Genomic DNA, 11,619 nt, shown 5'->3' on the forward strand with positions numbered 1-11,619 from the left:
CAGCCCGCTGCGGGGCACTTCCGCGTTCCAGCCCGCTTGGCTGGCTTCGCTGGCACGGCCCGCTTCGCTGGAACAGCCCGCTACGCTGGAACAGCCCGCTACGCTGGCACCATGAACCCCTCCGGCAGCCTGAACCCCAGCCCGCGGACCCTCGAGGTGGAGAGCGTCACCCGCTTTGACCAGCTCGTCAGCGCCGGAGCGAAGACCATGCATGGCTGGCACGCACAGTCCCTCGACCTGCGCGGCAGGGCTCCGGTCCTCGCCGCCATGGAGCCGGAAGGCGCCATCTTCATGGGCTGCACGTTCGATCCCGGGGTGGAAGACTCGCTCCGCCGGCGCGGTGCCCTGATATTTCCCAAGCTGGCCGGCGTGCCGTTCGATGCCTACCGCGGTGAGCTGTACACGCCCCAGGAGCTCTACGCCGGCATCCTGGACGTGCCGTACGAGGAAACGCCGGATGCCCTCGTGTACCAGTGGAGTATCCGCCCCGGCCAGCGCCGGCACCTCGATGCCACGCTGGCGGCTGCCCTGCATGACCACGCGATCGGCGGCGCCCTGGAGGAGCTGGCCCGCTCCGTCCTGGGCGGGGGACGCGCCATCGTCGGGGTCATGGGCGGCCACGCGTCGCAGCGGGGAAGCGCGGGATTTGCCGAGGCCGCAACGCTGGGCAGGCTGCTGGCCCGCAGCGGCAGGATGGTGGCCACGGGCGGCGGCCCTGGGGCGATGGAGGCAGCAAACCTGGGCGCCTACCTCAGCGAGGCACCAGACCAGGATTTCCGGGATGTTCTCACCGAACTGGCTTCCGTCCCCGGCTTCCGGCCCTCGGTGTCAGCGTGGGCACGGGCCGCGGCGGCCGTCGTCACGCGTTTCCCTCACGGAACGTCGTCGCTGGGCATCCCCACCTGGTTTTATGGCCACGAACCGCCCAACTTCTTCGCGACACACATTGCCAAGTACTTCGCCAACGCGGTCCGCGAGGCCGTCCTCCTGGAGCTGTGCAAGGGCGGCATCGTGTTCCTGCCGGGCTCGGCCGGGACCATCCAGGAGATCTTCCAGGATGCGTGCGAGAACTACTACGGTGCACCGGAAACCGTGACCCCCATGGTGCTGGTGGGACGGGAACACTGGGAGCGGCATCATCCGGCCTGGCCCATGCTGCAGAGCCTGGCTCACGGGAGGGCGATGGAGCAGCGGATCTTTTTGGTGGACAGCGTGGACGAGGCACTCGCGGTTTTGGGCGGCTGATGACTGGAGAGGCTGGGTCCTGAAAGCCGATCCCGCTTAGAGGTCCTTCCGGCACGGGGCCTTGCCAAGAGCCTGCAGTCCGTTGAGGTCCCCCGCCGCCAGACCGTCGGGCGCGCCGATCTCCGGGTACATCAGCTGAACGGGGTCATCCACGTGTTCAAGCCCCATGACGTGGCCGAGCTCGTGCAGGATGACGGCGGTGGCATATCCGGGACCGTCCGGACGGTTGAGTTCCGCGGCAATCTGCGGGGCGTCGAGCTCGAGGCTTCCGGTGACGAAGCTCTTGGGCCCGTCCCCATAGCTGTAGTGCGTGCTGCCCCCGGTGCCGATGATCTTGCCCTTGAGCTTGGGTGCCGCCCCCGGAGTGGTCCAGCTGATGAGCAGCGGAGCCCACCTCTCGCCGTAGGTCTCGGGCTGGTAGGGGGCGCGCGATTCCGAGGGCTGTTCGTCGGTGGCCCCGTCGTTGATGAAACGGATGCCCGTGGCCCGGGACACCGTCTCGATCGCCGCGGGGACCAGCCCGGCCGCGCCCTCCGGCGCCAGGCCGGCGTTCACTACGTAGTGCAGCGGCCGGCAGGGCGAATATCCAACCGGAGTGCCGTCGTCGTTGGTGGCCAGGAACTTATACGAATCACTCGGTTCCGGCGGGGGCGCCGGCGTTCCCAGCGGTGCTGCTGCCTCTTCGACGCCGGGCGGCGGTGCGCCTGCGGCCCGGCCGCCCGCGCCGGGCTGCCCTGCCTGGCCGGCCTCCTGCCCCTGGCCGGCCCCACCGGCCCGGTCCGTCTGCCCGGGCCTGGGCTGGGCAGGATGTCCGTTGCCGGCCCCGAGCCGGAACTCTAGGAGGCTGGCAAAACGGGGGTCCCCGTAGGCGAAGCCCGCCGCCACGAATGCTGCACACCCGATGGCGGTTATCAGGACGAGGTTGCGGATGAACCTGCTGGCTGCGCTGGCGGTCCCGGAATGGCGCGGGTGTTTCCGGTGCCGCTGCCCGCTATCCGTGTCACGGCGTTCATCGTCAGGTGCGCGCAGGCCGGTGTCTTCTCCGGCCGGCTCTTCTTCCACTACTGCGTCTCCCCGGCGCCGAGAGCTCCGGCCAGCCGCACTAGGCGATCACGGCGCCGAACGCCATGCCCAACACGTAGGTGACTCCGGCTGCTCCCAGCCCGATGGCCAACTGGCGAAGACCGCGGGTCAGGGGAGAGGTGCCGGAAAGGAGACCGACGACGCCACCCGTCGCCAGCAGCGCCATGCCCACCAGCACGGCGGCCACCACGAGCGCGCCCACGCCGGTCATGCCGAACAGGAAGGGAATGACGGGGACGATCGCGCCGGAGGCGAAGAAGCAGAAACTGGACAGCGCGGCGCCCCAGGCGGTGCCCACGGCCTCGTGCTGATCCTCGGTCTCCGGGAGCTCGGGCTGGAGCGAGAGGCTCGGGTCGCAGTCGCAGCTGAAGAGGCCCATCCGCTCGGCCACCCGGTGTTCCGCGGCCTCGCGGGACATGCCCCGGGCCAGATAGACCAGCAGGAGCTCGTTGTGCTCAATATCCAGCTGCGGCGCCGCGGCGAGCGTCACCTGTGTGGGTTGCGTGGCGGCCAGAAGCTCACGCTGCGAACGGACGGAGACGAATTCGCCCGCGCCCATGGAGAACGCGCCGGCCAGCAGGCCGGCGATGCCGCTCAGCAGAACCACGGTGCTGGCCACGCCGGTGGCGGCCATGCCCATTACGAGCGACAGGTTGCTGACGAGGCCGTCGTTGGCGCCGAAAACGGCCGCCCGGAAGGTTCCGGCCAGCCGGTTGCGGCCCCGCGTGGCCAGGCCGCGCACCACTTCCTCATGAATCTGTTCGTCCGCCGCCATGGCCGGAGTGGCGGAGGGCTCCTTGGTGTAGGGGGAGCGGCCCTCGGCACGCTGGGCCAGGGCCAACACGAAAACGGAACCGAAGTGCCGGGCAAGGAGGCCCAGCAGCCGGCTGCGGGCGGAGGCGCGGCGCGGCTTGCCCGCGTGCTCGCCGAGGAGCTTGAGCCAGTGGGCTTCGTGGCGTCCCTCGGCCTCGGCGAGGGCCAGGAGGATGGCCCGTTCTTCGCCGGAGCGGCTTTGCGCGAGGTCCCGGTAGACGGCAGCCTCGGCGCGTTCGTCGGCCAGATACTGGCGCCAGCGTTTCACGTCCGCTGCGTTTGGGGTACCGGCGGGCGATGCGTGTGCGGCCGGGCTGGTTTCGCTGTGGCGGTCAGATTTTGCGTGCTGAGACACGGGAACTCCTGGGCTAGATGAGGCATGGTTCGGCCCCATTGCAACGACCAGCTTACCCCGCAATTCCGCGGATTTTCGGCCGGTATTCCTCAGCCGGAAATTTAGGGACCCCGTAAATGCGCGGCTCCGAGAACGGTTTCCTGACGCTCTGCCGCGGGGCCCTTGACCGTCCACAAGGGTGGTGATCTGATGAAAACGTGCCTCGTTGACGGAGGGCACGGAAGTCCAATCACACGGAGGTCTGCATCATGAACACCACCGGATCACGCCCCGAGCCCGACGCCCGCCACACACTGGAATCCGACCCCGCCTACGATTTCGCCGAGGACGCGCCGGTCGACGAAGACTGGGATACCGAGGACGAGTTCATCGACTCCGAGGAGAGAGTTGTTCCCGTCGCGCCGGAAGCCGTTGACGACGACGAGCGGGTGGTGTCGTTGGATGCCGACGAATTCCGCGGGGACGAAGGCTACGAAGAATAAGGACACGCGCTCAAACCCCGGCGCTTAGAGCCGAACGCTTAAACCCCGACGGCGGTGACTTCCCCGCGAAGGGAAGGCACCGCCGTCGTGATTAATTCAGTTTGCCTAGTGCGCCGCGTGGCTGGCTACCGGGTGAGCCTCCAGGGACAGTTCCTCGGACACGGCTCCGGCGACGCGCTTGTCCCACGCTTCGCGGACTTCGGGATCCGTGGGTGGCGTGAGTACGGATATCACCAAGTACACTGCCAGCGAGGCCCCAAGGCCCCAGTAGATGGGATCGTTGGCGTAGACGCCGTCCTCGCTCGGGATGATTCCCGTGGCATACATGATCAGCAGGCCCAGGGTCAGGACCGAGCCCACGGCCATGGACCAGGCGGCGGCGATGCCGGTGCCGCGCTTCCAGACCAGGCCGCCGAGGATGGCTACCAGCAGGCCGCCCACCAGGATGTCATAGGCGATGGTCAGGGCCACCACGACGTCCTGGGCTGCCATGGAGATCAGCACCGCCACGATGCCCAGGCCAAGGACCCAGTAACGGTTGGCCTTGACGTCGTGCTCGGGGTTTTCGGTGTCGTCGGTGTTGATCGTCTTGCCGAACCAGCTGGCTACGAACGGCACAACGTCAGCGCGGGCCACCGTTGCCGCAGCGATGAGGGCGCCGGAGGCGGTGGACATCATGGCGGCGACGGCTGCGGCCATGACCAGGCCGCCGATGCCGATCGGCAGGATGTGGGTGGCAACCTCGGCGTAGACAACGTCCTTGCCGAGATTGGCGACGTCGATGTCGGGCAGGGCCACACGGGCGGCCAGGCCGATCAACGCGCCGGCGACGCCGTACAGGATGCAATAGACACCTGCGGTGGCGCCGCCCCAGCGGGCCACGGTGGGGGTCTTGGCGGTGAAGACGCGTTGCCAGATGTCCTGGCCGATCAGCAGGCCAAGGGTGTACACCACGAAGTACGTGATGATGGTCTGCACGCCGATGCCGTCGAGCTGGAAGAAGCTCGCGTCAACGCGGGCACGGATGCCGTCGAGGCCGCCCGCGGCGTTAAGGACGAACGGGAGCATGAGGAAGAAGATGCCCACCGTCTTGATGATGAACTGCACCTGGTCGGCGAGGGTGATGGACCACATGCCTCCGATGGTGGAGTACACCAGCACAATGGCGCCGCCGACGGCGATGGCGAGCCAGCGCTCCCAGCCGAACAGGACCACGAAGATGGTGGCGTAGGCGCCCGTGGAGGTGGCGCAGAGCATCAGGGTGTAAGCCAGCATGACGATGCCGGAGGTCTGGGTGGCGCGCTGGCCGTAGCGCAGGCTCAGCATCTGGGAGACCGTGTAGATCTTCAGCCGCTGGAGGGTCCCGGCAAAGAGCAGGCTCAGCAGGAGCACACCCGCGCCGATTGCGACGACAAGCCACATGCCGGAGATGCCGAACTTGTAGCCGAGGCCCACGCCGCCCACCGTTGAGGCGCCGCCGAGCACGACGGCGGCCATGGTTCCGGTGTAAAGGAGCGGGCCCAGCCTGCGGCCAGCCACCAGGTAGTCACTGTTGTTCTTGGTGCGGGACTTGCCCCACCAGCCGAAGGCCAGCATCGCGGCGAGGTACACCACCACGATGGCAATATTGACGAAGTTTGCGTCCATGATTCTTGGGGCTCCTCGGAGCTCTGGCAGCTTTACGGTAATCCGGAGCGCAGTTGGGGTACGCGGTTTGGGCTGCTCTAAAGGGGAAAACTGAAGGGATCGAGCTCTGTTGCTTCGCATGCAACAGTTGTTGCCAACAAGCGTAGGGTGTGATCGGAGTAACAGTCAAGACGCAATCTTCTGTGACGCGGTTCCCGGGCCGTCGGATCGGCGGGGTGCCGCTAGTATGGCTCCAAAGATGGGGCCGAGCGGCCGGCCGTGAAAGGTTCGTAAATGAAGGCACTTCCAGTTGAGCCGAGCAATGTTCCGGTTGCCATCGGTTCAAGAATCCGTGCCGCCCGACAGTCGCAGCGGCTCACAATTGAACAGGTGGCGGATGCCACCGGGCTGACCAAGGGCTTCCTGAGCCGGGTCGAGCGGGACCTCACCTCGCCCTCTGTCGCCTCGCTGGTGACCCTGTGCCAGGTCCTCTCCATTTCCATTGGCGACCTGTTTGCCGCGCCTGAAACCCACCTCACAAAGCGCGACGCCGGCCCCCGCATTTCGCTGGGCGGCGAAGGGATCGTTGAGCGGCTGCTGACCGCTCGGTCGGAGCGGCGCGTTCAAATCATCCAGGCCGTCATCGAGCCGCTGGGCCGCGGCGAGTCCGAGCTCTACGCTGTTGATTGCGACGTCGATGTGCTCCATGTCATTAAGGGCACCATCAAGCTCATCCTCACCAATGAGGAGTATGAGCTCAACACCGGGGATACCGTCACGTTTCCGGGGCGCGAACCCCACACTTGGGTGAATCCCACAAACGAGGCCGTCGAGGTCCTCTGGGTCCTGGTTCCCGCCGCCAGCCGCTAGGAGCGTGGCGCGGGTCTGACGCTTGATGCGGACCCCTGGCTGAGGCGGACTGCTGCCGCCTGCTGCCAGCGGTGCCTGCTGCTGCCAGCGGCTGTTGGTGACTCGGTGAGATGCACGTCACATTCCGGACATCTCCCGTACACGCGCAATTCACACCCGGAGCCCTCCTGTTACATGCCCGCAAAGCAGAATGCTGCCAGCGGAAACACGCGTTTTGTAGTCTCGGCCCGGGGAATCCGAAACAGTCTGGCTATCGACCGGTCACGGTCTCGCAGGTCTCGCCACATGCACGCCTCCGGGCGGCAAATCCGAGGAAGGCTCCCGCGATGGATCATCTTTTTCTCTCTGTAAGGCTCGAAACAGACCCGCTTGCCCTGGATCCTGGCGCGACCGCCTGGATGCTGGCGGCCTCGGCGCTGGTGCTCCTGATGACACCCGGCCTGGCCTTCTTCTATGGCGGCCTGGTGCGGATGAAGTCCGTCCTGAACATCATGATGATGAGCTTTGGCGCCATGGGCGTGGTGGCCGTCGTCTGGGCGCTCTGGGGCTATGGGCTGGCGTTCGGCCCGGACACGTTGGGCGGCTGGGTCGGTGACCCGTTCGCCAACTTCGGCCTCGCCGGCCTGACAACTACGATCGGAACCAAGGCGGCCGGCCTTCCTGACATGGTGTTTATCGGCTTCCAGGCCACTTTTGCGATCATCACCGTCGCCCTGATCAGCGGCGCCGTGGCCGAACGGGTCCGGTTTGGGCCCTGGCTCCTGTTCTCGGCGCTCTGGGTGACCCTTGTTTATTCGCCGATTGCCCACTGGGTGTGGGGCGGCGGTATCTTCGGTGCGGAGGGCATCATCGGCAGCAAGATCGCGGCCCTGGATTTTGCCGGCGGCACCGTTGTCCACATGAATGCGGGCATGGCCGGCCTCATGCTGGCAGTGGTCCTCGGCAAGCGACTCGGCTTCATGAGGGACCCGAACATCCGTCCCCACAACCTCCCGTTTGTCATGCTCGGTGCGGGTCTGTTGTGGTTCGGCTGGTTCGGCTTCAATGCAGGATCCGAGCTGACGGCCGATGCCACTGCAGGCCTTGCCTGGACCAACACGCTGCTGGCAACCAGTGCCGCGCTCCTCGGCTGGCTGCTCGTGGAACGGCTCCGCGACGGACATGCCACCTCTCTCGGGGCTGCCTCGGGTGCCGTTGCCGGGCTGGTGGCGATCACGCCGGCCTGCGGTTTCGTGGACCCGATGGCCTCCATTGCCATCGGTGCCGTGGCCGGCGGAGTGTGTGCCCTTGCTGTGGCTCTCAAGTTCAGGGTTGGGCTGGACGATTCCCTGGACGTCGTGGCAGTGCACTTCATCGGCGGGCTCTGGGGGACGCTGTCGCTCGGGTTCTTCGCCGTTCCGTCGTCTAAGACCGGGGGTGGACTGTTCTATGGCGGCGGACTCGCGCAGTTCTGGCCACAAATACTGACCGCGCTGATCGTCACCGCCTGGACAGCGGTCATGACCACGCTGATTGGGCTTGCCATCCACAAGACGATGGGGATGCGCGTTACCGATGCGGACGAACGTTCCGGCATCGATGTCACGGAGCACGCGGAGACAGCCTACGAACTGGCCATGGTGGGCGGCAGCTTCCACCCGGGTGAACATCGCGGCGCCGGCGCAGCGTCCTCGCCCGGAGGCACCATGGCTGCTGATCCGGTCCGGGAAGCCGAGGCTGTCCGCGGCGGTGTCCCGCAGTGAAGCTCGTGACGGCCATTGTCCGTCCGGACAGGATCGGCGCCGTACGCGATGCCCTTGAGCGCTTCGGGGTAAACGGCATGACGGTCAGCCAGGCGAATGGCTACGGCCAGCAGCGCGGCCATGTTGAGGTCTACCGCGGGGCTGAATACACCTCGGATCTCGTGCCGAAAATCCGCGTCGAGGTCTTGGTAACCGAGGATGCCGCCGACGGGGTGGTGGCCGCCATCATGTCCGGGGCGCGGACGGGGCGGTTCGGCGACGGCAAAATCTGGACCCTTGCGGTGCGCGACGCCGTCCGGGTGCGAACGGGGGAGCGGGGGGAAGCGGCCATCCGTTGAGGGGCGGGTGGCGCGCGTTGTAAGGGCAAGTTGTAAACATATGATGCGCATTAGGCAACTTCGAGTGTATGATGGCTGTCACACCCACCTTTCATCCTCGAAGGAGAGGCGTTCCTTTGGAAGAGCTGCGCATCGAAGCCAACGGCAACCTTGGCCCCATCGATTCATCCCGTATTCCCCGCTACGCAGGAGCGGCCACGTATGCCCGGCTGCCCCGTTTGGACCAGGTACCCAAGGCGGACATCACGGTGGTCGGGGTCCCCTTCGACTCCGGAGTTTCCTACCGCCCAGGCGCCCGCTTCGGCGCCAACCACGTCCGCGAGGCCAGCCGTCTGCTGCGCCCGTACAACCCGGCCTGGGATGTCAGCCCGTTTGAGAACTGCCAGGTGGCTGACGCCGGCGACATGGCCGTCAATCCGTTCAACATCAACGAGGCCATCGAGACTATCCAGCAGAACGCCCTGGACCTGACTTCGTCCGGCAGCAAACTGCTGACTCTCGGCGGTGACCACACCATCGCCCTGCCGCTGCTGCGCGCCGCCGCCGAACGCGCCGGCGGCCCGGTCGCCATGCTGCACTTCGACGCACACCTGGACACCTGGGACACCTACTTCGGCGCTGAATACACACACGGCACCCCGTTCCGCCGGGCAGTGGAGGAAGGCATCCTGGACACCGAGGCCATCAGCCACATCGGTACCCGCGGCCCGCTGTACGGCAAGAAGGATCTCGACGACGACCACCGCTTCGGGTTCGGAATCGTCACCTCCGCAGACGTCTACTATCAGGGCGTGCTCGAGACCGTGGCCAAGGTCCGGGACCGCATCGGTAACCGCCCGCTGTACATCTCCGTGGACATCGACGTCCTTGACCCAGCCCACGCGCCCGGCACCGGAACCCCCGAGGCCGGCGGCATCACCAGCCGGGAGCTGTTGGAGATCATCCGCGGCTTCCGCGGCATGAACCTCGTGGGAGCCGACGTCGTTGAGGTCGCCCCCGCGTACGACCACGCGGAAATCACCGGCGTCGCGGCCAGCCATGTCGCCTACGAACTGGTGACCCTGATGGCCGACAATGCCGTTGAGGGAAACCGCTTCGGAACCGATAACGGCTACGCCGCCCAGGCGCTGGGCCAGGAAGCGCGGCGTCCGGCCGGGTTCTCCGCCCCCGGGGCAGACAACCGGGCCAGCGGGCGCATCGAAATCTCTGAGGCTGCCGGGGCGGTCAAGTGATCGACTTCGATCCCGGCACGGCAGCCCCCACCAAAGGGACCGGCGTCCGCAACGGCGGGGATCTCGTCGTCGAGACCCTCGAAGCGCTGGGTGCGAAGACGGTCTTTGGCATTCCCGGCCAGCATGCGCTGGGCCTGTTCGACGCGATGGGCCGCGGGAACCTGCAGTTCGTGTCCTCTCGCGTGGAAAATAACAGTGCCTTCGCCGCAGACGGTTATTCGCGTGCAACCGGCGAGGTCGGCGTACTGTTCCTGTCCACGGGTCCCGGCGCGCTGACGTCCCTGGCCGGCCTGCAGGAGGCCTATGCCACCGGCGTGCCGATGGTGGTCATTGCCAGCCAAATCCCGCTGGAGGGACTGGGTGCGCGCCGCAAGGGGATGCTGCACCAGCTCGATGACCAGAAGGCCTCGGCCGCGAACGTCACCAAGAGCCAGCGCCTGATCCAGCACGCCTCCGGTATTCCCTCCGCTATCCAGGACGCGTGGACCGAGGCGATCTCCTCACCACAGGGTCCCGTCTGGCTTGAGGTCCCGCAGAACGTGCTCCTCGACCCCATCATGGTGCCTCCCGTCGAGGACGCGCTCGCCGAAGCGGCGGACAACCCGCCGCGCGTTGAACTGGTCCGCGAAGCGGTTAAATGGCTGTCCACGGCGGAACGTCCGGCCATCATCGCCGGCGGCGGGACGCGACGGGGCCGGGCGGAGAAATCCCTGCTCTCCCTTGCGGAGAAGCTGCGCGCCCCCGTGATCTGTACTCCCGGCGGCAACGGGGCTTTCCCCTGGAGCCATGAGCTGTCGCTGCAGTCCTGGATCGAGGACAGGCACATGACGGACCTCCTCGAGGACGCGGACGTCCTGATCGTCGTCGGCTCCTCGCTGGGTGAGGTCACGTCTAACTACTTCACCTTTGAGCCGCGCGGCCGGATCATCCAGATCGACGCCGAACCCCGCGTGCTGGAGTCCAACCGGCCCGGGCTCGGTATCAGGGCCGACGCCGGACAGGCCCTCGCGGCCCTCGACGAGGCCCTTACGGAGCCGCACGGCGAGCGCGCCAGCTGGCACGGGACCTCGCCCGAGGACCTGGTCCGGGAGTCCCTGGCCAAGGTCAAGGGGCGGCTGGAATCCCAGGACCTCGGCAAGGAACTGAAGTTCATGGCTGACATCCGCGAGGCCGTCCCAGCGGCCATGCAGACGTTTTGGGACATGACCATCTCGGCCTACTGGGGCTGGAGCTGCTGGGACGCCCGGGAAGGGCAGTTCCATTCAGCGCAGGGCGCCGGCGGGCTGGGCTACGGGTTCCCAGCTGCGATCGGTGGGGCCGTGGGCCTGGAAACCGTGGGCACATCCGGCGGTTCGGCGCGGGTCCTGGCGGTATCGGGTGACGGTTCGGCCATGTACTCCATCTCGGAGTTGGCCACGGCCAAGCAGCACAACGTCCCGGTCACCTGGCTGATCGTGGACGACGGCGGCTACGGGATCCTGCGCGAGTACATGGTGGGCGCATTCGGCAAGGCCACGGCCACCGAACTCGCACGCCCCGACTTCGTGAAGCTCGCCGAGTCCTTCGGCGTGCCGGCCACGCGGGTGGCCCCGGAGAATGTGGGGGACGCGCTGAAGGCGGGCTTCGCCGCGGACGGCCCGAACGTCGTCGTCGTCGAAACCCTGCTTAAGATGTTCGGCCCGACCCACCTGGCCCTGTAACTCCGTACCCCCTCACGCAGCGCGAACGGATAGTTGAGGCCCATTTCCTAACGGATTTGGGGCCTCAACTATCCGTTCGCGCTGCTGCATTTAAGGCACGGCCGCCTCGCCCCCAACCTGCTTAGTTTCCCAA

10 protein-coding genes are annotated in these 11,619 nt (G+C 66.8%); 7 read left to right on the plus strand and 3 right to left on the minus strand.

The genetic code is table 11. The features are described from left to right. Positions 1–111: 111 nt before the first annotated feature. A complete protein-coding gene (locus AC1D14_RS20890) occupies positions 112–1,245 on the plus strand; it encodes an LOG family protein (protein WP_476969117.1) in 1,134 nt (377 codons plus the stop codon). A 36-nt stretch (positions 1,246–1,281) separates the two neighbouring features. Here AC1D14_RS20890 and AC1D14_RS20895 read toward each other — a convergent pair whose 3' ends face one another. Further along, the gene (locus AC1D14_RS20895; RefSeq protein ID WP_476969118.1) at positions 1,282–2,307 is read right to left on the minus strand and encodes a matrixin family metalloprotease; all 1,026 of its coding nucleotides are present in this window, start codon (positions 2,305–2,307) and stop codon (positions 1,282–1,284) included. A 40-nt stretch (positions 2,308–2,347) separates the two neighbouring features. Further along, positions 2,348–3,496 carry a VIT1/CCC1 transporter family protein gene (locus AC1D14_RS20900; RefSeq protein WP_476969119.1) on the minus strand — a complete coding sequence of 383 codons (1,149 nt, stop codon included), beginning with the start codon at positions 3,494–3,496 and terminating at the stop codon, positions 2,348–2,350. 248 nt (positions 3,497–3,744) lie between these two features. Here AC1D14_RS20900 and AC1D14_RS20905 point away from each other — a divergent pair, with 248 nt between their 5' ends. Continuing rightward, positions 3,745–3,978: a hypothetical protein gene (locus AC1D14_RS20905; RefSeq protein ID WP_230117981.1), complete on the plus strand. Its 234-nt coding sequence runs from the start codon at positions 3,745–3,747 to the stop codon at positions 3,976–3,978. A 105-nt stretch (positions 3,979–4,083) separates the two neighbouring features. On the opposite strand, the gene AC1D14_RS20910 is transcribed toward AC1D14_RS20905, so the two are convergent. After that, positions 4,084–5,625 (minus strand): sodium:solute symporter family protein, encoded by a 1,542-nt coding sequence (locus tag AC1D14_RS20910; protein WP_230117982.1) that lies wholly within the window; start codon positions 5,623–5,625, stop codon positions 4,084–4,086. A 273-nt stretch (positions 5,626–5,898) separates the two neighbouring features. Between AC1D14_RS20910 and AC1D14_RS20915 the strand changes: the two genes are divergently transcribed. From AC1D14_RS20915 to AC1D14_RS20935, 5 genes are all read left to right on the plus strand, one after another. Then, the gene (locus AC1D14_RS20915; protein WP_230117983.1) at positions 5,899–6,474 is read left to right on the plus strand and encodes a helix-turn-helix domain-containing protein; all 576 of its coding nucleotides are present in this window, start codon (positions 5,899–5,901) and stop codon (positions 6,472–6,474) included. Positions 6,475–6,872: 398 nt separating this feature from the next. After that, on the plus strand, positions 6,873–8,216 hold the full coding sequence (locus tag AC1D14_RS20920; protein WP_476969122.1) for an ammonium transporter: 1,344 nt from the start codon (positions 6,873–6,875) through the stop codon (positions 8,214–8,216). Then, positions 8,213–8,554: a P-II family nitrogen regulator gene (locus tag AC1D14_RS20925; RefSeq protein ID WP_476969120.1), complete on the plus strand. Its 342-nt coding sequence runs from the start codon at positions 8,213–8,215 to the stop codon at positions 8,552–8,554. The genes AC1D14_RS20920 and AC1D14_RS20925 overlap by 4 nt, the downstream gene beginning before the upstream one ends. Before the next feature lie 116 nt (positions 8,555–8,670). Continuing rightward, positions 8,671–9,786 carry an agmatinase gene (gene speB, locus AC1D14_RS20930; RefSeq protein WP_476882033.1) on the plus strand — a complete coding sequence of 372 codons (1,116 nt, stop codon included), beginning with the start codon at positions 8,671–8,673 and terminating at the stop codon, positions 9,784–9,786. Continuing rightward, positions 9,783–11,486 (plus strand): thiamine pyrophosphate-binding protein, encoded by a 1,704-nt coding sequence (locus AC1D14_RS20935; RefSeq protein ID WP_476876984.1) that lies wholly within the window; start codon positions 9,783–9,785, stop codon positions 11,484–11,486. The genes speB and AC1D14_RS20935 overlap by 4 nt, the downstream gene beginning before the upstream one ends. Positions 11,487–11,619 lie beyond the last annotated feature (133 nt).

This window comes from Arthrobacter sp. P1_B11, from assembly GCF_056406715.1.

Excerpts from the sequence above, each read along its gene's own strand:
- AC1D14_RS20890 (WP_476969117.1), top strand. The coding sequence starts at position 112 with ATGAACCCCTCCGGCAGCCTGAACCCCAGCCCGCGGACCCTCGAGGTG.
- AC1D14_RS20905 (WP_230117981.1), top strand. The coding sequence starts at position 3,745 with ATGAACACCACCGGATCACGCCCCGAGCCCGACGCCCGCCACACACTG.
- AC1D14_RS20910 (WP_230117982.1), bottom strand. The coding sequence starts at position 5,625 with ATGGACGCAAACTTCGTCAATATTGCCATCGTGGTGGTGTACCTCGCC.
- AC1D14_RS20915 (WP_230117983.1), top strand. The coding sequence starts at position 5,899 with ATGAAGGCACTTCCAGTTGAGCCGAGCAATGTTCCGGTTGCCATCGGT.
- AC1D14_RS20920 (WP_476969122.1), top strand. The coding sequence starts at position 6,873 with ATGCTGGCGGCCTCGGCGCTGGTGCTCCTGATGACACCCGGCCTGGCC.